Raw genomic sequence first — 22,301 nt, 5'->3', positions numbered from 1 at the left:
AAAGTACTGGAAATACAGGGAAAAGTATGCTATAATATTAAAGATATATTTTAATTTGGAGGAATTAGAAAATGAGTTTAAAGGCTACAAATAATGTTGGCACTAACAGCTATGAGCTGGAGATCGAGATACCCGCAAAGGATTTTGAAGATGCACTGCAGAAGGCATATCTGAGAGCAAAGAAGAATATCGCTCTGCCCGGTTTCCGTAAGGGCAAGGCTCCCAGAAAGCTCATCGAGAAGACCTATGGTGAAGAGGTATTCTATGAGGATGCTATCAATCTGCTGTATGCACCTGTAGTTAACGGTGCTATCGACGAATCCAAGCTGGATCTGGTTTGCCAGCCTGAGATCGAGGTAACCGAGATCAACAAGGAGAACGGTGTAAAGCTGAAGGCTAAGTGCACTACAAGACCTGAAGTTGAAGTTAAGGATTACAAAGGTATAGAGGTTGAAAAAGTTGTCAATGCTGTAACTGATGAGGATATCCAGAAGAAGCTTGACGAGCTGAGAGAGAAGAACGTAAGGATCATCACTGTTGATGACAGAGCAGCTGAGACCGGCGATACTGTTAAGATCGACTTTGAGGGCTTCAAGGACGGCGTTGCATTTGACGGCGGCAAGGCTGAGGACTTCGATCTTGAGCTGGGCAGCGGTCAGTTCATCCCCGGTTTCGAGGATCAGATCGTAGGTCACAGCACCGGTGAGGAATTCGAGATCAACGTTACTTTCCCTGAAGAGTATCAGGTAAAGGATCTGGCAGGCGCTCCTGCAGTATTCAAGATCAACCTGAAGAGCATCTCCAAGAAGGAACTGCCTGAGCTGGATGATGATATGGTAAAGGATTCTACTGACTTTGATACTGTTGATGAGTACAAGGCTGATGTTAAAGCTAAGCTGGAGGAAGCTGCTGAGAAGGCTGCTGATACCAAGGTAGAGGGTGATCTCTTTGATAAGGTAGTTGAGAACATGACTGCTGAGATCCCCGATGTAATGTATGATAACAGAGTTAATGAGATGGTAGCTGAGCTGGAGCAGAGAATGGCTTCTCAGGGCATTTCTCTTGATATGTATATGCAGTTCACAGGTCAGAACATAGACACCATCAAGAAGGGCTATGCTGAGCAGGCTGAAAAGCAGGTCAAGCTCAGACTTGCTCTTGAAAAGGTAGCTGAGGTAGAGAATATTGAAGTTACCGATGACGACATAGAGAACGAGTTCAAGAAGCTTGCTGAAACTTACAATATGGAAGTTGAGCAGGTAAAGAGCTACGTGCGTGCAGAAGACCTGAAGAAGGATCTTGCTGTAGGCAAGGCAGTAGATATCATTAAGGATTCTGCTGTTATCAAGTAACATAGATCATATCGCCTGCACTCGTCGGGAACTCCCGACTTTTGCGGGCGAATGCTTATATTTAGTTTAGGAGGCATTTAAATGGCACTTGTACCTTATGTAGTAGAACAGACCAGCAGGGGAGAGAGAAGTTTTGATATATTCTCCCGTTTGCTGAACGACAGGATAATCATGCTCTGTGAGGCCATAGACGATCATGTTGCCAGCCTGGTCATTTCACAGCTTCTTTATCTTGAAAGCCAGGATCCGGAAAAAGATATAGATCTGTATATCAACAGCCCCGGAGGCTCGGTTACTGCAGGTATGGCAATATATGATACCATTCAGTATATCAGATGTGATGTTAATACTATCTGCATCGGTATGGCTGCATCAATGGGCGCATTCCTGCTTTCCAGCGGTACAAAGGGCAAAAGATTCTCGCTGCCCAACAGTGAGATAATGATACACCAGCCTCTTATCGGCGGCGGCGGTATCTCGGGTCAGTGTACGGATGTAAAGATACATTCCGATCACCTGGTAGCTACCAGAGAAAAACTCAACAGGATCCTTGCTGAAAATTCAGGCAAGAGTATTGAACAGATAGCGATCGATACTGAGCGTGATAATTATCTCACAGCGCAGGAAGCAATGGAGTACGGACTGATCGACAAGGTTATCACTAAAAGGTAGGTTTGATCTTAATGGCTAATGATACACTGAAAAAATGTCTTTTCTGCGGTAAGCCCGAAAACAAAGTCAGAAATATGTTCTCAGCAGGAAATAACCACATTTGTGATGAGTGTGTACTTTTCTGCTATGATATACTTGAAGAACAGGGCGGAGTTCCACCAAGGGCTAAGGTGAGCGAGAAGAAAAAGTCCAAGACCACAGAGCAGGGCGGTATTACCCTTAAAAAACCCTCTGAGATCAAGGCTGTTCTTGATGAATATGTAATCGGGCAGGATGATGCGAAGATAGCTCTGTCGGTGGCTGTATATAATCACTACAAGCGTATCCTTACTCTTGAGGATGATACCGATGACGTTGAGATACAGAAGAGCAACGTGCTGCTGCTTGGCCCCACAGGTACAGGTAAGACTCTGCTGGCGCAGACACTTGCAAGGCTGCTGAATGTTCCTTTTGCTATCGCTGATGCAACTACACTTACCGAGGCAGGTTATGTGGGCGATGATGTTGAGAACGTGCTCACACGTCTGATACAGGCTGCTAACTATAATGTTGAAGAAGCATCTCACGGTATAATTTATATAGATGAGATAGACAAGATAGCAAGAAAATCCGAGAATACCTCTATTACAAGAGATGTCAGCGGTGAGGGCGTACAGCAGGCTCTGCTGAAGATCGTTGAAGGTACGGTATCCAATGTTCCTCCTCAGGGCGGTAGAAAGCATCCTCATCAGGAGTTTATCCAGATTGATACCAAGAATATCCTTTTCATCTGCGGCGGTGCTTTTGACGGACTTGAAGCTGTTATAAAGAAACGTACAGATTCATCGTCAATGGGCTTCGGCGGCAAGGTCAAGGATAAGACTTCTGACTATAATATCCTTAAAAAGGTAGTTCCTCACGATCTTGTGAAGTTTGGTATAGTTCCTGAGCTTGTAGGTCGTCTGCCTGTTATCACAGTGCTTGATGAACTTGATGAGCCTGCGCTTTGCAGGATACTCACCGAGCCCAAGAATTCACTGATAAAGCAGTACACCAAACTGTTTGAACTTGATAACATTGAATTTGAGGTAACTCCCGAGGCGCTCACAGAGATCGCCAAGGTCACTATCGAACAGAAAACAGGCGCAAGAGGACTGAGAGCAGTTGTTGAGCGTATACTCACTCAGCTGATGTTCGATGCACCTTCAGATGATACGATATCCGGCATACGCATTACTGCGGAATGCGTAAAAGACGGTGCTGCACCTGAGATAATCAGGCGCGAGGAGAAAGATGTTGTCTGATATATGACAAGTATAATGATCCCGAAAGCAATCACACTTTCGGGATCTTTTTGTTGGGGAGTCATGAACGATGTGGATATATCTATCCTTTGCGTACATAGGTTAGGTACTCTGAAAAAACTGTTTTCAGTTTTTTGCTGTTTTTTATGGATTGACATTTCTTTATCAATAATGTATAATTTATAAAAGGTAAGCATACGTCTTACATATTTTATTCAATAAAGGAGAAACAAATGAAAAGAATACTCGCAAGTGTTATAGCAATAACTGTTATAGGTACAGCTTTTTCGGGTTGTGGGAAAGTTAAAGGATCGAAAAAAGATGATGATAAAGATGTCGTAGTATCCGAGGCAAAATCTGATAATGACAGTAAAGATGAAACTACTCAGGGTGATGATGTTTCCGATTCTTCGCTGAACAATGTAGACAGTTCAGCTGACAGCGATAATGCATCATCTTACGGTTATGAAGATGTTATAAGAGCATATTTTGACGCTAACAATGAGGGCGACGTTGAAAAAAGCATCAGGACAATGTATCCCGATAAAGCAGTTGATGGTATGTTTAAACTTGCCGAGCTTCAGGGAGCCGATATTGAGAAAGAACTGGGTGGCATTAAGACTAATTATGTAATTACAGATATTGTGGAAGAAGGTCCGATGACGGAAAAAGAAATTGAACCGTTTATGATACTTTTCGATCAGATGGCAGGGGCGTTCGATAAAATTGAAGAATACGGCGGGGATGTTCAGGCGCTGAGCGATGAACAGCGTGAAGAACTATATAACTTATTTATGGGTTATACTGACCCTGAAGAAGATGATATAGACCGTATATATCATGCTGCCGAAGGTTATGATGTTACTGTATACTACACTAATGATGGCGAGCCTGATGAGGATTATTTCTATGTCTACAATGTTGAGGGTGAGGGCTGGAAATTAAATAATTCAATGAGAAAGTTTGCCAAAAAGGCAAAAAATGCGGCTTCCAATTCTACTGCTAAAACTGTACATACTTCTTTTGCTATTGCTTTGACAGACTTAGATTATGACGGAACAGATGTAAGCGGTGTGTACATAATAGGATCAGATGACAGTATGAACTACAATGTTCCGTCAACGATCAACGTTTCTGAAATAAGAAATACGGTTGGATCAGAGTATGATACTATATCAAAGTATGATTATTTTGCTATAATTGTAAACGGCGAATGTTCCTATGTGGCAGTTTGTAAAAAGGACGATGACAACATTGGAATGTATCCGGTCTCAAATATCCCGAAAGCATTGAACGGTGATAAACTTGAAACAGAGGAAGTATCAAAAATCGATAATTATACCCTTGATGAATTATTTGAGATATCAAAGGATATAATCGAATAATTACCGATCAACGATTACATTATAAGCAGGATCATTTTGTTCCATTAGTACTTTTGTTTTGTTGTAAATCTGATTTTTTAGCAATTATAAACTGAATATATCATCCAAATGCAGAGCAACTCAGGCTCTGCATTTTTTATGCCCGATCCATATATTTACAGTCTGACTGATGATACCCGAATAATTCTTTGTATAAAATATAAAAAAATATTTCTATCTATTATGTATAAGCAACGAACGATTAACAGAATATGTCAAAAATATTGACAATACCTTTGGAGCGTGTTATAATTATTTTATACTTATTGATATAACATCATATCTAACTTTATTTATCAGGAGGACAATTTTATGAAGATGAAAAAAGTTTTAGCAGTAGTGATGTCACTATGTATGACAGCAGGTGTTGTAAGCTATGGTGCGCCTGTTATCACACAGACTATCACAGCACAGGCAGAAGCTGTTGCCGAGGGAGAGTGTTATTCAATTGATGAAGAAACAGGTGTACTTACTCTCAGCGGCAAAATTGACCGTAATGCTTTACTCGGATTAAGTTATAGATATAAATATAATGTAAAATCCATTATAGCTGAAAAGGGAACAGTTTTGCCTGAAAATAGCAGAGATCTGTTTGATAACTTTAATATGTGTACATTCATAGATCTTTCAAATGCGGATACCAGCAATGTTACAGATATGTCTTTTATGTTTGCGTTCTGCGATAGCTTGAAAACTGTTGATTTTAGCAATATTAACACAAGCAACGTTAAATCTATGTCAGGTTTATTCTACGGCTGCAGAAACCTGACTTCCCTTGACCTGAGCAGTTTTTATACAAGAAGAGTTACAAGTATGAGCTATATGTTCAGTAACTGTGAAAGCTTGACCTCACTTGATATAAGCGGTTTTATTACAAGTAACGTCACAAATATGGGAAGCATGTTCAGTGATTGTACCAACCTGACAACGCTTGACCTGAGGAACTTTGATACAAGCAAAGTTACAGATATGAGAGAGATGTTTTATGGTTGTTCAGGTTTGACCTCACTTGATGTAAGCAGTTTTGATACAAAAAAAGTTTGGTCTTCTAAGTCCATGTTTGAAAACTGTTCAAATTTGACATCGATCGATTTAAGCGGCTTTGACGCAAGTAATATCAAATATATTGAAAAGATGTTCAAGGATTGTTCTAAGCTAAAAACCATTTCTCTGGGTGATAAATATACCAACATACCCCGAGAAGCCTACCTTCCCAACGGCGAAGGCTGGGTAAATGCAAATGATCCCACAACTGTTATAAGCGGTGAGGGTGATTTTGCAGAAATCGAAAACAGCGGCAAGAACACCTACAAGCGCTTACCTGTCGAAGAAGAAACAAAGCCCACCTATCCCACAAACATCAAAGTTGAATACAGTGAAAAATATCACCAGGTAAGGTTCAAATGGGATGAAGTGGAAGGTGCTGACAGGTACGGCATAGCTGTATACCTTGCAGGCAAGTGGAAAGTTCAGACGCAGAACATCACCGATACAGTTTACACTTCTCCAAAGAATTTGACACCGGGCAATACTTATAAAGTAGCTATCGCTGCAAGAGTTAACGGTAAATGGGATACAGAAAACGCTATCAAAAATGCTGTGACCTGTAGCAATGATTTCTATGTCAAACCTGACAGAGAGCTCACATATGGTGCGGATCTATATGTAATTGCCGATGAGATCACTATGTATTTCGGACCCGATACAAGCTACGGTAAAGTTACTACTATCCCACAAAATACTTACCTTCAGGAACTCGGCGATATTAAAAATAACAATAACTGGGCATTTACAAAGTATAAGGGACATTACGGCTGGGTACAGATCGTGAATGAATCAGGCGATAGACAGATCCAGATTTCATATCCATATTCTATTGTTGCTAAGCCTGTTATCTACCTCTATCCCGAAAAGGAGACAGACGTCCATGTTGAGGTCGAGCTGACAGAAGCTGATCTTGCCACTACCTATCCTAAGTACAACAACGGATGGGATATAGTCGCTAAGCCTGACGGATCACTTGTGAACAAGGCTGACGGAAGTCATCACAGATATCTGTTCTGGGACGCAGTAAACTGCCGTACAGCATATGATTTTTCCAAGGGATTCTGTGTAGCAGGCAGTGATACCGAGAGTTTCCTCAAAGAGAAGCTCAGCTATATGGGACTGAGCGAAGATGAGATGAATGAGTTTATCGTATACTGGCTGCCCTTAATGGAGCATAACGAGTATAATCTCATTTCATTCCAGAGTGAAAAATATACAGATTCCGCTAAGCTGAACATAACTCCCGCACCCGACAGTATGCTGCGCGTATTCATGACCTATATACCTCTTGAAGAGGCAGTGGACATCGAACCGCAGGAGCTTCCCACATTTGAAAGAAACGGCTTCACAGTAGTTGAATGGGGCGGTTCCGAAATAAAATAATAATGTTGATATGATACAATTTTAAAGGGCTGTGTCAGCCGTGTGAGAGATAATGATCTCATGCGGCTGGTCACGGCTTCTTTTTTGAGAAAATGTAAATGATGGTTTATTTTTGCATTAAGCATACTATGCATATAGGAATAATATATAATATGCACAAACATTTTTTTGAATAGTTATAATGATATGTTGAAATAAATGATTTTGGATATATAAATTGAATTTATATTGACAAATGCCTGTTCATGTTGTATGATTATATCATACTAAAATGATATGAATACTAAAATTGAAACGGAGCCTTATATATGTAATATATTTCAGCTATTATGCCCGTTTATGGAAAGGACAGATCATTATGAAAAAGAAGATATTATCGGCAGTTCTGGCGTTGAGCCTGAGTTTTGCATCGGCTTCCTGCGGAAAGAAATCGGAGAGCGGTGCAGATAAAAACACAGTGAAGATAGCTTATCTGCCTATAACGCATTCTCTTGCGTTGCTTGAAGAGGCTGAGGAACTTGAAAAGGAGTCAGGCTTGAAGGTGGAGCTTGTAAAATACGGTTCATGGAACGAACTGCTGGATGCACTGAACTCAAACAGAGTTGACGGAGCTTCTGTACTTATCGAGCTTGCCATGAAATCCAAGCAGGAGGGCATAGGCATAAAGGCAGTGGCTCTTGGACACCATGACGGAAATGTTATCATAGCAGCAAATGATATAGGTTCTGCTGCTGATATGAAGGGTAAGACCTTTGCTATACCCCACAGACAGTCATCACATAATATACTTCTCAATGATGCGCTGGCAACAGCAGGGCTGACTATAGCTGATATAAATGTTACAGAACTTGCGCCGACAGAAATGCCTTCCGCACTGGCAAGCGGTCAGATAGACGGCTATTGCGTTGCTGAACCTTTCGGTGCGATGGGTGTTGACCTTGGTGTGGGCAAGGTACTGTTCACATCGGAGGCATTGTGGAAGGATTCTGTATGCTGCGGACTTGTGCTGACGGATAAGTTTATTGACGAACGCAGAGAGGATGCCAGGGAGTTTGTTGAAAGCTACAAGAAAGCCGGCAACGCTCTGGATAAGGAAAAGGCAAAGGAAACCGCAAAGAAGTACTTCACACAGAGCGATGATGTGCTTGATATCTCACTTCAGTGGATATCCTACAATGATCTTGACATAACCGAAGAGGAGTATGCTGCTCTTGTGGATAGGGTCAAGCAGTACGGACTCAGCGATGAGCCTCCTGCATATTCCGATTTTGTAAAAAATGATCTTTGATAAGGCGTGATACTAATGAAAAAACTGATATCGTTAAAAAATGTTGTGATATCCATAGCAATACTTATTCTTATATGGCAGCTGCTGTTTACGGTAAGCAGTTATAATGAAGCACTTTTTCCATCACCGAAAATGGCATTTGATGCACTGGTTGAAATGATACAAAACGGTAGACTTTTTGAAAATATAAAAACAAGTATGTACCGTTTTGCAGTGGGATACTCCGTATCTGTAGCAACGGCGGTGGTGCTGGGACTTATCCTCGGAAGGATACCTCGTGTTTTCCAATATGTGAACCCTGCTTTGCAGCTTTTAAGACCTATCTCACCGACGGCATGGATGCCCTTTATAGTTTTGCTGTTTGGCATAGGTGATGTTCCTGCTATAGTTATCATATTCATCGCGGCATTCTTTCCGGTCCTTCTTTCGACGGTATCGGCGGTGGGAAATATTGACCCGATATACTTTAAGGTATCTAAGAACTTCGGAATAAAGCAGCCTGCGCTCACGTGGAAGATCATATTCCCCGCGGCATTCCCGCAGATAGCAAACGGTATTCACCTTGCACTGGGTACAGCATGGATATTCCTTGTAGCAGGCGAGATGGTAGGTGCGCAGTCGGGACTTGGCTATCAGATAATAGATGCAAGGAACAATATTCGTGCGGATATACTGCTGGCTACTATACTTGTGATAGGAGTGATCGGTATACTGCTGGACGGTATACTCAAAGTGATAGAAAAGTCAGTTATGAGATCGTGGGGAGGTGCTGAATAATGTATATCGAGATAAAGGATGCCTGCAAGAATTACATACAGGACGGCAAGGAATTCACAGCACTTGACCATGTTTCACTGGATATAGAAAAGGGCGAGTTTATCTGTCTGCTGGGACCTTCGGGCTGCGGAAAAAGCACTCTTCTGAATGCACTTGCCGGTTTTGAAAAGCTGAACAGCGGCAGTGTGAAGATAGACGGCAGTGAGGTCACTAAGCCTTCGATAAATAATATCACCATATTCCAGAATTACGGACTTCTTCCATGGCGGAACGTTCAGAAAAATGTGGAGCTTGGGCTTGAATCCAAAAAGCTTTCAAAAGAAGAACGAAAGGCGACAGCAAAAAAATTTCTGGAGCTTGTGGGACTTGACGGATATGAGAAGCGTTACCCAAAACAGCTTTCGGGTGGTCAGCAGCAGAGAGTTGCCATCGCGAGAGGACTGGCAGTGGATCCCGATATAATATTCATGGATGAACCTTTCGGTGCACTTGATGCCATAACAAGAATGAAACTGCAGGAGGACATCCTGGGGATTTCGCGCAAGGAGAAGAAGACTACTATCTTTGTCACCCACGATATCGAGGAAGCAGTGTTCCTGGCGGACAGGATAGTTGTTATGATGGCTGACCCGGGACGTATCAAGAGTGTGGTTAAAGTTCCTCTCGGAGATCACAGGGACAGGACGGGCAAGGATTTCCTTTATGTTCGTGATAAGATATTTGAGCTTTTCAACCTTAAAGCAGATTCGTATATCGAGTATTATATATGATAGATTGTTGACCGCAGTTTTAGGATATGAGCTGCGGTCTGATAATTTAAGCAGGAAATTAGAAAATTAGTCTTGACATATATCATATCATAGTGGTATAATATGATATATGATATCAGGGAGATGATAGTATTGAGTAAAAAAGAACACGGACATTGTCATGAACATACACATGAACACGTTCATTCGCATGAGCATCATTCTCACGATGATGCCCCTGCACATATCCATTCACACCGAAATATAATAGGCTTTGATGAGCATGGTATACCAACGGTCATACTGAAAGCGAGTCATGGAGAGGGTGAGCATGATGATCCGCAGGCATTCATTAAGGACTATATGAATGCTGTGTCGGAGTACAGAAAGACTTTTCCAAGCAAGCAGGACGTTATCGAGCAGACTCCCGATCCTGCAGTACGTGAGATGCTGCTGCGTATGGAACAGCTTGGCATAGATACTGCCTTTGATCGTTTTGATAAACAGAAGCCTCAGTGTAATTTCGGGCTTGCTGGTATATGCTGCAAGATATGTAATATGGGTCCCTGCAGGATCACTGCTAAAGCACCTAAGGGTGTCTGTGGTGCGGATGCCGATCTTATCGTTGCGAGAAACTTGCTGCGTTCTGCGGCGGCAGGCGCTGCTCAGCACGGTATGCACGCCAGAGAGGTAATGCTTGCACTGAAATGGGCGGCTGAGGGAAAGCTTGATGTTCCCATACTCGGTGAGCAGAAGATACGCTCAACTGCGGAAGCTTTCGGTATCAAGCAGAAGAACCGTCAGCTTAAAAATGTTGCTAGAGATCTTGCGGATGCACTGCTTGAAGATCTTTCAAGAACTGTGCCCGATGAGTACAAGACTATTTCAGCCTGTGCCGCACCTGAAAGACAGGAGGTATGGAAGGATCTGGACATACTTCCCATAAGCGCATATCATGAGGTTTTTGAGGCTTATCATAAATCGGGTTGTGCAACAGACGGCGACTGGCGTTCGGTGATGCAGCAGTTTTTAAGATGCGGTCTTGCTTTTACATTCTCCGGAGTTGTTGGTGCTTCTATAGCGACGGACAGCCTTTTCGGTGTGGGCGACAGAGTTACATCGAAGGTGAATATAGGTGCTCTGGAAAAGGGCTATGTTAATATTGCGGTACACGGTCATCTTCCGCTGCTGGTAAGCCAGATAGTTGAAGCAGGCAAGCGTGATGACCTGATAGAGCTTGCAAAGTCAAAGGGCGCAAAGGGCATACGTTTTTACGGTATATGCTGTTCGGGTCTTTCTGCGATGTACCGTTATGCAGGTGTGGTACCCTTATCGAATGCTGTATCAGCTGAGCTGGTACTGGGTACGGGTGCACTTGACCTCTGGGTAGCTGATGTACAGGATGTTTTCCCATCAATAATGGAAGTAGCTCACTGCTTCAAGACGGTAGTAGTTACAACATCGGAGTCTGCAAGACTACCCGGGGCTGAAAGGTATGAATATGATCATCACCATTCAAATATAGACGAAACAAAGGCACTGGCAGAGAAGATAGTCCGCCGCGCCATTGAGAGCTTTGAGGCGAGAAAGGGTATACCCGTTTACATACCGCCATACGAGGTCGAGGCAGAGGTCGGATTCTCGGTGGAGTACCTTTGCAGAAGATTCGGTGGTTTCGGTCCTATCGCAGAGGCTATAAAGGATGGCAGGATACTGGGCGTTGTCAATATGGTTGGCTGCAACAATCCCAAGGTGCTTTATGAGAAATGTATAGTTGACGTAGCTGACGTTCTGCTTAAAAATAATGTGCTGATCCTTTCAAACGGCTGTGCATCCTTCCCGCTGATGAAACTGGGATACTGTGCAGTATCTGGTAAGGATAAGGCAGGTGAAAGTCTGAGGAAGTTCCTGGAACCTGATCTTCCGCCTGTATGGCACGTTGGCGAATGTATCGATAATACACGTTCATCGGGGATATTTGCGGGTATCGCAGGTGCATTGGGACATAAGATGTATGAAATGCCCTTTGCTTTTTCATCGCCTGAATGGGGCAACGAAAAGGGCATTGATGCGGCACTCGGTTTCAGGCTCAACGGCATAAGCTCATATCACTGTGTTGAAGCGCAGATATACGGTTCTAAGAACGTTATCGAATTTTTAAAATACGGTACGCTGGAAACGCTCGGTTCTTCAATGAACGTTGATACAGACCCTGTTAAGCTGGGCGAAAAGATAGTTGCTGATATGAAAGCCAAGAGAAAAGCACTTGGCTGGGATAAATAAGGAGGAATAAAAAATGGCTTGCTTTTTAGTGCCTGTCACAGAGGCAATAGTTACAACTGTGGCGCAGAAGATATTGAAAAAAAGTGAAAACAACAAAGTTACGGATAACAGTAAGATCAGTTTCTCGGAGCATCTTAGCCGACTGAACAAGATGCTGTGGGGCGGTTCGGGTCTGCTGGCATTCGAGCATCTGTGGCATGGTGAGATATCTCCGTTCTTCCCGTTCCTGACAGCTGCCAATGATCCTGAGGATACTGTTGAGATGCTTCACGAAATGGCGACATCTGGCTCGGCTATGGCGGTGCTTGTTACTGTTGTATGGATAGGAACCGTAATAGTATCAAACAAACTTGTGGGACAGAAAGCAGGTGCGGCTGTATGACATTACTTATAACGGTCATAGCAGCTGTTATCTCAACTGTGGTATGGTATTCAAGCAAAAAGGCAAGGGAGTTAAAGACGGGTATACTGCTTTATATGTTCTGGGGAGCATCGCTTATGTGGCTGGTAGATGCGGTAGTTGAGTATCTTGAAGTCGGTGCCGAGTACTTCAAGCCTGCAGCAGGTGATATGCTCGGAGATGCTTTTCTTGGAGCTTCTGTGGTAGTTCTTGCATTGGTGATATGGGTGGTATATCTGCTGATAAAGGATCCTATGCATACTGTCAGGGGCATACTTGCAGAAAAAGGTAAATAATTCAATAAGGATCAGTGTCCGTAAGCCCGAAAAGCTATACGGACACTTTTTTTATAAGCCGAATCTGTAAGACGATTTGAACTGTAGCGGTAAAAACGTACATTGAAATGATATATTGCAGGTATCCTTATCTTTCACAGCATAAGAAAGAATTTGTCTTTACTTTTTAATAAAGATATGCTATAAGTGACGCTATTCGGCATTAGTATCCCTTAGTGGTCATTAAGAGGCATTTAGAAACCTATTTTACGTCATTATTTGAGGTAGAAACCTCGGAAATCGCGCTATTTCGTCAAACTCAAAAATCTTCCTGATTTAAGATTTTTGGTAGAAACCCTAAAACAAACGATAGAAAGCCTGTTGACAAAGCAAATTGAATAATGGACAAAAGCGGACGGTGTTTCATAACAGAAGCGCTGTCCGCATCATCATCGGACTGCTCACCCTCACGGAGCTTTTCAAGCTGGTCATGCTCACGCTCGATAGCGGAGAACAGGTCTTTTCCGCTCAGCTTATACTTGTTGGCAAGCGCTGTCAGATAGAGCCTGTTATACTCTGCAAGCTCCTTGTCGAGCTGTGTCTGCTCCTCCGCTATCGTAGCCTGTCGCTTTGCGATCTTCTTTTCGAGTTTCGCCAGCTTGTCAGCGATAGAAGTCGTAGCCATATCATCACCACCATTCTGAAATTTTAGTCGAGCTGAACTACTCAGCCCCATACTAAAATTATAGCGCACTTTCGGGGTGAAAGTCTATTCGCAGTGCGCATGAAGCCCTGTGCGCCATAAAACTTTTCTTATCGTGAAAATGTTATGGGGGAAATAAAAAAGCTGCGGAGCGGAATGCTTCACAGCTTGTATGTATATTCGTATGTGGTTCAATAAAAATTGCTATGTCCCTGAATCCGTTTCAATTCATCAAAAAATTTCTCCAAAGAAGTGAGTATGTCATATATGTAAGACATATCTATCTGAAGTTCAAAAAAAATTCCGCTGTTATATCTGTCAGACGCATTCTTAAAACAGCCATTAACATTACAATGCCCTAATTTATCGAATGTAAATGTCATGTTTGTACGGTTTAATGTTTCACCATAATTCTTCAAAACTGCAACAGGCTCAATACCCGGAAGACATTCATATACGTTTTCCAATTCGATATAAAAATAATACAGATTTCCTATCGTAATATCGCACTCAAAATTGCTATCTATTCCACAGCACTTATATGTAACTTCAAATTTTCCGGTTACTCCGCCTGCCTGTATTGAATACTCTGTTTGATTATCATCGAAACACTTGAATGAAAAAATGAACCGCTTTTCTCCATCTTGAATATCAATCAGGTTGTATGGCAATTCAAGGTTACTTTCAACCTTTATTGTCTTAAACATAAGCACCACCTCCGAGAAATATTTCCCGTTTACTATGATTTTGTTGAGGACTGTCTCTTACCCACAAATTATACCACATCCGCCTTGAAAAAGCAATCCCATTTCCAAGAAATCCACCCTCCAAAATCCCCGTCATCATCAACAGAAATCACGTGTTGAAACTATGCAAGAGGGAGAATCACCATGAACAAAATGTAAACTTTCCAGAAAATCATGAGCATTTTCTCAAAAACGTCGGTAGTAAAGTAGAAGGGTATTTTCATGGGTGGTCGGGCAGGGCAGAAATTTGAATGTAACGATAAGCATATCGACATTCAAAATCGGCTCAGGGAGAGCCGAGAAAATAGTTTCACCGGACTGCCGCCCACCCAGCATCATAACTGCGCCGAGCCCCGGTAAAATACTCTCAGAGCCGTGCGGAACAGAGAGAAAGTCGCATAGCTCCAAACACGCAGGAGCGTGAAAAAGTGCCGTAGAACGGCGAAAAACAAGTGAGGGAGTGAAACGCCCGATCAATTTTCACAAGCACGGTATAAAGTATTACGATTATGGAAAATCGTAAACTTTATACGGCTTGACAATACCAAAATTACGTTCCATTGTTCTTAAGTGAGCTAAAGTTTCCTCAGCAGTAGCATTTCGTTTTCGTTATCCATTGCATTTCAACTTCGATCTGCTCTATATCCTGATTTTAGCACAAATGGCGGTATAATGCAACGAAAAGGGTATGAAAAAGTGTGTAGAGATTGACTATTTCGGGGCTGTTTGGTATAATAAGGGTTAGTGAGAGGACAACTTGGCTTTCTTTGCTAAATCGGAATTAATTAAGGTGGATTACTATGAAAATCGAAAACAACATTCTAAAGCATTATCTTAAAAATGTATATTTTATAACTGGAACAGCTTATGCCGGAAAAGCAACGATGGTAAAAATGCTTGCTGACCGATATGACATGATATTCTGCGGTGAAAACTATCACAGTCAAATATCTGATATTGTGGCGACACCAGAAGTACAGCCTGATATCTGTTACGTAAACAATCTTACTGATTGGAAAGACTTTGTAACCCGCTCTCCGGAAGAATATGAACGCTGGATATTTAGTGTCGGAAGAGAAGCTGCGGAGTTTGAAATAGCAGAACTCATTTCAATTTCAAGAGAGAAAACGGTTATAGTTGATACCAATATACCGTTAGATTTGCTCAAAGAAATATCAGATTATCATCATGTTGCAGTTATGCTTTCACCGCAGTCTATGAGTGTTGAGCGTTTCTTTGACAGAAGCGACCCTGACAAACTTTTTCTATTAAATGTTATTGATAGCTGCGATGATCCCGAAGCAGTAATGGAGAATTATAGGCGTGGACTTGCTCTTATCAACAGCAAAAAACACTATGATGAATTTGCAAATAGTGGTTTTTTCACGGTTGTAAGAGAAGATAATGGGAAAGATACAAGGGAAGAAGTATGTGATGTTATAGCAAATCATTTTGGATTATGCTGATAAATTCTGATTTAACTTAGTAACTTAATACACCCAAACACGGATAGACCGTCCTCATCAGACGGCTATCCGTTTCTTATTATTCCGCATACCCACTATCAAGCACCCTCATGTGTGGGTATGCCGCAAGCAGTTATTGCCAATTTCCAGAACTTCTGCTATAATTATCTCAGATAAATTTTTCCACCCCCCTAACCAACTCCGAACTTCTGCATTATACAGACAGAAGCTTCTGAGAAACCACGAAAGAGGTGAATGATTTGACCGCTTATGAATACCGTGAGCAGATAGAAATGATGTCAAAGTCGATGTTCCGCTACTGCCTTTCACGAACAGGCTCATACCACGATGCCGAAGATCTGGCACAGGAGATAATGCTTATAAGCTGCAAGGGCGAGCAGAGCTTTGAAAACGAAAAAGCCTTCTATGCATTTGTGTGGCGCACAGCTGACAATATCCTCAAAAGCTGGTACCGCAGCCGCCGCGACACCGCTGAACTTGATGAAACAATATCAGACGGCAGCTGGGAGGCACTCGAAGAGAAGGCACAGGAAAACGAGCAGCTAAGGCTTATAACAAGAGAGCTGTCGATGCTGAATTCAAACTACCGTAAGGCTATGGTGGCTTACTACGTTGACGAAATGTCGGTGAGGGAGATCTCCGAGAGCTTTGGTATCACACAGAGCATGGTCAAATATCTCCTCTTTCAGTCACGAAAGAAAATCAGGGAGGGTACTGTAATGGAAAGAGATTTTGGAAAGTTAAGCTATGCCCCTGTTGAGCTGAATATGCTTTTCTGGGGAACAAACAACAAATATTTCCGCAAATTTGATGATAAGCTCAGTCACAATATACTTATGTGCTGCTATTATGACAAGCAGAGCGAGGAACAGATAGCCTTGCAGCTTGGTGTTCCTACGGCGTATCTTGAAGACGGGCTGAAAAAGCTGGTCGAATATGATCTGTTGAATGTGAAAAACGGTTTTTATCAGACAAATGTTCCGATCTTTACTAACGATGTTTTTGCCGAGATAAAAAAGGCAAGCAAAACAGCTGTTGAAGATATTTCAAACACCATAGCTACTGAGATCGATGATAGTATGGACGATATAAGGATACTCGGCTTCTACGGTAGCGATGCACCAGATAACACGATCAAATGGATGCTTTTATCATTGATACTGCGCCTTGCGTACTGTGATATGGCATTTGACGAACCGCCGCTTGATTTCCCGACAGATGTGTTTGGCGAAAAATGTTTCCGCTTCTTTGTTGAAAAGTCGGAAAGCGATCCATACGGAGTAGGAACCTACGGAATTCACAGTAATGACGGTATGATAATTTTCTGGGATGTGCTTATTAACGGCGAGCGTCTGCACCCGTATGTGTCAGATGCAATGGCGGATATGCTTGTCACACTTGCAAAGCGTCAGCCGCAGACAGACAATGAAAAGCTCGTCTGCTCTGAGCTGATAAAGCTCGGGCTTGCTGTAAAGACCGATGAGGGTATAAGGCCCAATTTCCCCTGCCTGACAAAGGAGCAGGGAGATGTGCTGAATAACGGTATCCTTGGTTTATGCAGAAGTATATGTGACAATGTAAACTCTCGCACCGGAAATATCAGGAAAGTACTGCTTGAACACACACCACAGCATCTTGCGGATTATGTGAGCAAAATGGCACAGCTGCTTTCCTACCGTGAGACAGAGCAGATAATGCAGACTCTTTGCGAAAGAGGCTGGCTGCTGCCGATGAAGGGCGGTATGTCTGGAACAACGGTGATGTATCTGTATAATTAACAGTTTGCGGCATGCCTGTTTTGAGCTGGTATGCCGCATTATGCGCTTGCAAAGCTTATCGGGGTGATGTTTACGAAGGCAAGGGAGGATTTTCAGATGCAGGCAGCATTGCTCATACAGTTTGGCTGAACATCGAAGATCTCTTCACTCATATATTTTATTCCGTGAGTATTATTAAGACCTGATATCTTGAGAAGTTTATACATAGTGACAGGACAAGGAGTTTATCCCTGTCCTGTATTTTTATATTTTTCTGCCTGTTTCACAAAATAAGTAACTATTCTGCCAAGACCGTTACCCGATATGGTGGGGCGATATGCCTATGGCAGTCTATACCTTTATGGACAGCTACGATTTCCCCGACAAGGTGGTTATCCCGTTCAACACCCACGAAGGTAGCGGCGAATCGGGAACGTACTCTGCGATCAGAAGCTATCTGCCGAATGCACAGGTGCTCGACGGTATGGATATACAGGGCAAGACAGCGCAGGAGTTCAGTTCCGATACACAGCAGGCTGTCCGTGACTGGCTTGACGGTTTGGGATTCTGATATTAAAATGAAGATAAAAATCAGCCGCTGACATTCTGATGATAGCGGCTCTGCCAGTACTCATGTGCTATTCTATTGTCGGGGAAACGGCACATGAAGTGATCGGAATCGCTATGTTCTGTCTGTTCATTTTACATCATATCCTGAATTTCGGCTGGATAAAAACGCTGTTCAAAGGCAAGTATGATCTGCGCCGAAGTGTGAATACTGTCGTCAATGCGCTTATATTCCTGTGTATGATAGGACTGATGTACAGCGGTATTGTGATCTCAAAGCACGTTTTTACCTTTGTATATATCGGCGGTTCGATGTTCGCCAGAACAGTGCATATACTCTGTGCCTATTGGGGACTTGCGCTGATGAGCGTTTATCTTGGAATGCATATTTCGCAGATGGCGGCACGAATAAAGCTGAAAAACAAGGCTATGGTATGGGCTTTGCGAATCATTTTCGGTGTGGTCGGTGCAGTTGGGATATATGAGTTTATCTCGCTGAAATTTACGGACTATCTGTTTGGAAAAGTGCAAATTTGTATTCATCGACACAAACGCTTCAGCTGTGCTGACTGCGCTTCAATATCTGTCTGTTATGGTACTGTTCGCAAATATCGGGTATATGGTGCAGATCTTTCTGAAAAGAAAGAAGGGGCTGTTGCAGCTACAATAAAGGAAAAGAGACTGGAACACCAAAACCGGAAGAAGCACCCAAGAAGTCAAACAGCAGAAAAAAAGAAGAAAGATACCTCTGCGGACAAGTCACAGCCCGCAGCCGTGTAATTATATAATATACTGTGACAAAACCGAGGACGAAATAGAAAGAATCGAAAAAGAGCGATTTTGGTAAAAAAAGGTAGAAATTTCTGGGAGAAGTCAATTATATGATTTCACGGAAGTTTCACAAAAGCCGTAATACCGAAAGAAAAAGCATATAAAACGAAAAAGTTCATATAATGCGCTGGACTTTGAGCCGTTTTTATGCTATAATGGAACAATGACAATTATGCATGGGGGATATAAGATTGAACGGTCATATTCAAGTAAAACTAGAATACCTCGATAAAAAAGAGGCACTGCGCTATCTTGGCTATGGCAGCAGTACTCCTGATGACAGTATCATCGGGATGATGGACGAATGTGAAAAGGCACTGCTGTCGGTGATAAAACCGTGCTGTATCTACCATGTATTCGATATTGAGCCTGTAAGCGGCGGAGTTGCTGTGTGCGGTACTTCACTGGTGTTGAAGGGCGATTCGATAAAGGAGCACCTTGCGGGGTGCTGCAAGGCAGTGCTGATGGCGGCTACGCTCTCGGCACACGCGGACAGGGTGATTCGACGATATGAAGCCACCGATATGACACACGCTGTAATGGCTGATTTTCTTGCCAGCGCTGCTGTGGAGCAGGTTTGTGATACTGCAGAAAATGCCATAGGCGATGAGTTTTCGTCGTATTATCGTACATGGAGATTCTCTCCGGGTTACGGTGACCTGCCGCTGGATATTCAAGGCAGCTTTCTTGATGTGTTACAGGCGCAGAAGCGTATAGGACTGAATGCGACAGAAAGCAATATCCTCACTCCGAGGAAGTCTGTCACGGCTGTGATAGGACTGAGCGAAAGTGAGATACCCAAAGGCAGACGCGGATGTTCTGCCTGCAATATGAAGGATGTATGTCAGTTCAGAAAAAGGGGAGATCATTGTGGGATTCAGGGAACTGCTGAATAATAAGGAATTTGTGATACTTGACGGTGCTATGGGCACCATGCTCCAGGCAAAGGGGCTTAAAATGGGCGAAACGCCCGAGGTAATGAATATAGAAAAGCCGGAATGGCTGCTGGATATACACAGGCAGTACATTGAGGCCGGTTCGGATATTATCTACGCGAATACTTTCGGCGGAAACAGGCACAAGCTTGCTAAATGCGGATATTCTGTTGAAACGCTGATAGGTGAGGGCATACGTCTTGCACGTAAGGCGGCTGAGGGTCATGACACCCTTGTGGCACTGGATATCGGTTCTATCGGTGTTATGCTTGAACCTACGGGCACGCTTACTTTTGAGGAGGCTTATGATATCTTCAAGGAAATGGTCATCGCAGGCAGAGAAGCCGATGTTATCGTGTTTGAGACCATGACTGATCTTTACGAGCTGAAAGCGGCTATCCTTGCGGCTAAGGAAAACAGTGACCTGCCCATAATGTGTACCATGACTTTCGAGGAAAATATGCGTACCTTTACGGGCGTAGACATAAGTGCCATGTGCCTTACTGCTGAGGGTCTTGGTGTTGATGCTCTTGGTGTAAACTGTTCTCTGGGACCTAAGGAGCTTTATCCTGTTGTTGAGAAGATATGTCAGTGGACAACACTTCCTGTTGTGGTCAAGCCAAATGCAGGTCTGCCCGATCCTGTTACCAATGAATACAACTGTTCTGCCGAGGATTTTGCTGATTTCGCAGAGAAGCTGATACCTCTTGGCATCAAGGTAATAGGCGGCTGCTGTGGTACTGATCCATCTTATATTGCGGCGCTGAAAAAGATGCTGGAAGGCAAAAAGTACGTCGAGAGGGAAGCTCATATCCCTGCTGTGTGCTGTTCACCTACCGAAACTGTTGTTATCGATCAGCCCCGAATCATCGGTGAGAGGATAAATCCCACAGGTAAAAAGCGTTTCAAGCAAGCTCTGCTGGAGGATGATATAGATTACATCCTCGGTCAGGCTATGGAACAGATAGACGCAGGTGCGGATATCCTTGATGTTAATGTGGGACTTCCCGCCATTGACGAAAAGGCTATGATGGTGAAAGCAGTAAAGGCTTTGCAGGGTGTTTGTGATGTACCGTTACAGCTTGATTCCACCATACCCGAAGTTATGGAAGCGGCACTTAGGGTATACAACGGCAAGCCCATAGTAAACTCTGTGAACGCGGAGGAAAAGTCCCTTGAAACGGTACTTCCTCTGGTAAAGAAATACGGTGCCGCTGTGGTGGGTCTTACCCTTGACGAAAACGGCATACCAAAGACCGCTGACGCGCGTTTTGCACTGGCAAAGAAGATACTCGACCGCGCCATGGCGATAGGCATACGCAAAGAGGACGTTTATATCGACTGCCTTACGCTGACAGCTTCTGCGGAACAGGAGAACGTTATGCAGACGGTCAACGCTGTACGCCGTGTAAAAGAAGAACTGGGTCTGCGCACTGTTCTCGGTGTATCCAACATAAGCTTTGGTCTGCCAAGCAGAGAGATAGTCAACCACAACTTCCTGATGATGTGCCTGACAAGCGGTCTTGACCTGCCTATAATGAACCCGAATATAGATTCTATGACGGCGACTGTAAGGACTTACAAGCTGCTTACAAATATTGATAAGAACTCCATGGACTTTATAGCCCACTATGGTGCTGATACTTCTTCTCCCGCACCAAAGGCTGAGAAGAAATCCGATATGGACTTGCCTTATGCTATTGAGCATGGTCTTAAAGGCGAGGGTGCAGAGATAACTGCAAAGCTGCTGGAAACTACGGATTCCATGGTTATAATCAATGAGATGCTTGTCCCTGCGCTGGATAAGGCAGGCGAGCAGTTTGAAAAGGGCAAGATATTCCTGCCACAGCTGATACAGACGGCAGGCGTGGCACAGGCTTGCTTTGAAGTAATTAAGCAGAAGATGCTTGCAGAGGGCGGCAACAGCGTATCAAAAGGCAAGATAATCCTTGCGACGGTAAAGGGTGATATACACGATATCGGCAAGAATATAGTAAAGGTACTGCTGGAGAACTACGGCTACGAGGTCATTGACCTTGGCAAGGATGTTGACTATCAGACGGTTGTCGATGCGGCTATCGAGAACGATGTTCATCTGGTGGGACTTTCAGCGCTGATGACTACTACTCTTGTCAGCATGGAAGAAACTATAAAGCTTCTGCGTGCCAACAATGTTGACTGCAAGATAATGGTCGGCGGTGCGGTGGTAACTCCCGATTATGCCGAGCAGATAGGAGCTGATTTCTACTCGAAGGATGCTAAGCAGTCTGTTGATATTGCAAGGCAGGTTTTCGGTAACTAGCTGAATAAATATATTTTATCCTCCCATGATAAGTTTGAAA

The 22,301-nt window shown here is 43.2% G+C and carries 19 protein-coding genes; 17 read left to right on the top strand and 2 right to left on the bottom strand.

Going from position 1 to position 22,301, the window contains the following annotated elements; genetic code table 11:
* Positions 1-71 precede the first annotated feature (71 nt).
* The 11 genes from tig (at position 72) to RUMAL_RS18980 (ending at position 12,954) form a co-directional block, all read left to right on the top strand.
* Positions 72-1,352, top strand: coding sequence for a trigger factor (tig, locus tag RUMAL_RS19035; RefSeq protein ID WP_013483724.1), 1,281 nt, complete (start codon positions 72-74; stop codon positions 1,350-1,352).
* 81 nt (positions 1,353-1,433) lie between these two features.
* On the top strand, positions 1,434-2,024 hold the full coding sequence (gene clpP, locus RUMAL_RS19030; RefSeq protein ID WP_013483723.1) for an ATP-dependent Clp endopeptidase proteolytic subunit ClpP: 591 nt from the start codon (positions 1,434-1,436) through the stop codon (positions 2,022-2,024).
* Between the two features lie 11 nt (positions 2,025-2,035).
* Positions 2,036-3,307, top strand: a complete 1,272-nt coding sequence (gene clpX, locus RUMAL_RS19025) for an ATP-dependent Clp protease ATP-binding subunit ClpX (RefSeq protein ID WP_013483722.1) — start codon at positions 2,036-2,038, stop codon at positions 3,305-3,307.
* A gap of 233 nt (positions 3,308-3,540) precedes the next feature.
* Positions 3,541-4,692: a hypothetical protein gene (locus RUMAL_RS19020; RefSeq protein WP_013483721.1), complete on the top strand. Its 1,152-nt coding sequence runs from the start codon at positions 3,541-3,543 to the stop codon at positions 4,690-4,692.
* A 351-nt stretch (positions 4,693-5,043) separates the two neighbouring features.
* The gene (locus RUMAL_RS21485) at positions 5,044-7,161 is read left to right on the top strand and encodes a BspA family leucine-rich repeat surface protein (protein ID WP_013483720.1); all 2,118 of its coding nucleotides are present in this window, start codon (positions 5,044-5,046) and stop codon (positions 7,159-7,161) included.
* 358 nt (positions 7,162-7,519) lie between these two features.
* Positions 7,520-8,449: an ABC transporter substrate-binding protein gene (locus RUMAL_RS19005; RefSeq protein ID WP_013483719.1), complete on the top strand. Its 930-nt coding sequence runs from the start codon at positions 7,520-7,522 to the stop codon at positions 8,447-8,449.
* Between the two features lie 15 nt (positions 8,450-8,464).
* Complete coding sequence (locus RUMAL_RS19000; protein ID WP_013483718.1) at positions 8,465-9,226, top strand: ABC transporter permease; 762 nt, start codon at positions 8,465-8,467, stop codon at positions 9,224-9,226.
* On the top strand, positions 9,226-9,996 hold the full coding sequence (locus tag RUMAL_RS18995; protein ID WP_013483717.1) for an ABC transporter ATP-binding protein: 771 nt from the start codon (positions 9,226-9,228) through the stop codon (positions 9,994-9,996). Before RUMAL_RS19000 ends, RUMAL_RS18995 begins: the two co-directional genes overlap by 1 nt.
* Positions 9,997-10,119: 123 nt before the next feature.
* The gene (gene cooS / locus RUMAL_RS18990) at positions 10,120-12,258 is read left to right on the top strand and encodes an anaerobic carbon-monoxide dehydrogenase catalytic subunit (RefSeq protein ID WP_242837753.1); all 2,139 of its coding nucleotides are present in this window, start codon (positions 10,120-10,122) and stop codon (positions 12,256-12,258) included.
* A gap of 13 nt (positions 12,259-12,271) precedes the next feature.
* A complete protein-coding gene (locus tag RUMAL_RS18985; protein ID WP_013483715.1) occupies positions 12,272-12,640 on the top strand; it encodes a hypothetical protein in 369 nt (122 codons plus the stop codon).
* The gene (locus tag RUMAL_RS18980) at positions 12,637-12,954 is read left to right on the top strand and encodes a hypothetical protein (RefSeq protein WP_013483714.1); all 318 of its coding nucleotides are present in this window, start codon (positions 12,637-12,639) and stop codon (positions 12,952-12,954) included. Before RUMAL_RS18985 ends, RUMAL_RS18980 begins: the two co-directional genes overlap by 4 nt.
* Positions 12,955-13,252: 298 nt before the next feature.
* Here the strand turns inward: RUMAL_RS18980 and RUMAL_RS22635 are convergent, their stop codons facing one another.
* Both RUMAL_RS22635 and RUMAL_RS18970 read right to left on the bottom strand, forming a co-directional pair.
* Entirely contained in the window at positions 13,253-13,618 is a 366-nt protein-coding gene (locus RUMAL_RS22635; RefSeq protein ID WP_013483713.1) for a hypothetical protein, read from the bottom strand.
* 209 nt (positions 13,619-13,827) lie between these two features.
* A complete protein-coding gene (locus RUMAL_RS18970) occupies positions 13,828-14,343 on the bottom strand; it encodes a hypothetical protein (RefSeq protein WP_013483712.1) in 516 nt (171 codons plus the stop codon).
* A gap of 839 nt (positions 14,344-15,182) precedes the next feature.
* Here RUMAL_RS18970 and RUMAL_RS18965 point away from each other — a divergent pair.
* The 6 genes from RUMAL_RS18965 to RUMAL_RS18940 all read left to right on the top strand — a co-directional run bounded on the left by RUMAL_RS18965 (position 15,183) and on the right by RUMAL_RS18940 (position 22,261).
* Complete coding sequence (locus RUMAL_RS18965) at positions 15,183-15,848, top strand: hypothetical protein (protein WP_013483711.1); 666 nt, start codon at positions 15,183-15,185, stop codon at positions 15,846-15,848.
* Between the two features lie 260 nt (positions 15,849-16,108).
* Entirely contained in the window at positions 16,109-17,647 is a 1,539-nt protein-coding gene (locus RUMAL_RS18960; RefSeq protein WP_013483710.1) for an RNA polymerase sigma factor, read from the top strand.
* Between the two features lie 301 nt (positions 17,648-17,948).
* Positions 17,949-18,197: a flavodoxin gene (locus RUMAL_RS18955; protein WP_272868117.1), complete on the top strand. Its 249-nt coding sequence runs from the start codon at positions 17,949-17,951 to the stop codon at positions 18,195-18,197.
* A 38-nt stretch (positions 18,198-18,235) separates the two neighbouring features.
* The gene (locus RUMAL_RS18950; protein WP_050793331.1) at positions 18,236-18,973 is read left to right on the top strand and encodes a DUF4405 domain-containing protein; all 738 of its coding nucleotides are present in this window, start codon (positions 18,236-18,238) and stop codon (positions 18,971-18,973) included.
* Between the two features lie 242 nt (positions 18,974-19,215).
* Positions 19,216-19,920, top strand: a complete 705-nt coding sequence (locus RUMAL_RS18945) for a vitamin B12 dependent-methionine synthase activation domain-containing protein (protein WP_013483709.1) — start codon at positions 19,216-19,218, stop codon at positions 19,918-19,920.
* The gene (locus RUMAL_RS18940) at positions 19,895-22,261 is read left to right on the top strand and encodes a homocysteine S-methyltransferase family protein (RefSeq protein ID WP_013483708.1); all 2,367 of its coding nucleotides are present in this window, start codon (positions 19,895-19,897) and stop codon (positions 22,259-22,261) included. Before RUMAL_RS18945 ends, RUMAL_RS18940 begins: the two co-directional genes overlap by 26 nt.
* Positions 22,262-22,301: the final 40 nt, after the last annotated feature.

The organism is Ruminococcus albus 7 = DSM 20455 (assembly GCF_000179635.2).
Classification (GTDB): Bacteria; Bacillota; Clostridia; order Oscillospirales; family Ruminococcaceae; genus Hominimerdicola; species Hominimerdicola alba.
Note: the sequence above shows the minus strand (reverse complement) of the source record. Positions and strands in the feature narration are given on the sequence as shown.

Bases quoted from the DNA above. Each gene is read 5' to 3' on its own strand.
- clpP (WP_013483723.1), top strand. From the start codon at position 1,434: ATGGCACTTGTACCTTATGTAGTAGAACAGACCAGCAGGGGAGAGAGA.
- clpX (WP_013483722.1), top strand. From the start codon at position 2,036: ATGGCTAATGATACACTGAAAAAATGTCTTTTCTGCGGTAAGCCCGAA.
- RUMAL_RS18980 (WP_013483714.1), top strand. From the start codon at position 12,637: ATGACATTACTTATAACGGTCATAGCAGCTGTTATCTCAACTGTGGTA.
- RUMAL_RS18950 (WP_050793331.1), top strand. From the start codon at position 18,236: ATGATAGCGGCTCTGCCAGTACTCATGTGCTATTCTATTGTCGGGGAA.
- RUMAL_RS19005 (WP_013483719.1), top strand. From the start codon at position 7,520: ATGAAAAAGAAGATATTATCGGCAGTTCTGGCGTTGAGCCTGAGTTTT.
- RUMAL_RS18995 (WP_013483717.1), top strand. From the start codon at position 9,226: ATGTATATCGAGATAAAGGATGCCTGCAAGAATTACATACAGGACGGC.
- RUMAL_RS22635 (WP_013483713.1), bottom strand. From the start codon at position 13,618: ATGGCTACGACTTCTATCGCTGACAAGCTGGCGAAACTCGAAAAGAAG.
- RUMAL_RS21485 (WP_013483720.1), top strand. From the start codon at position 5,044: ATGAAGATGAAAAAAGTTTTAGCAGTAGTGATGTCACTATGTATGACA.
- RUMAL_RS18970 (WP_013483712.1), bottom strand. From the start codon at position 14,343: ATGTTTAAGACAATAAAGGTTGAAAGTAACCTTGAATTGCCATACAAC.
- RUMAL_RS19000 (WP_013483718.1), top strand. From the start codon at position 8,465: ATGAAAAAACTGATATCGTTAAAAAATGTTGTGATATCCATAGCAATA.
- RUMAL_RS19020 (WP_013483721.1), top strand. From the start codon at position 3,541: ATGAAAAGAATACTCGCAAGTGTTATAGCAATAACTGTTATAGGTACA.
- RUMAL_RS18965 (WP_013483711.1), top strand. From the start codon at position 15,183: ATGAAAATCGAAAACAACATTCTAAAGCATTATCTTAAAAATGTATAT.
- tig (WP_013483724.1), top strand. From the start codon at position 72: ATGAGTTTAAAGGCTACAAATAATGTTGGCACTAACAGCTATGAGCTG.
- RUMAL_RS18985 (WP_013483715.1), top strand. From the start codon at position 12,272: ATGGCTTGCTTTTTAGTGCCTGTCACAGAGGCAATAGTTACAACTGTG.
- cooS (WP_242837753.1), top strand. From the start codon at position 10,120: ATGATAGTATTGAGTAAAAAAGAACACGGACATTGTCATGAACATACA.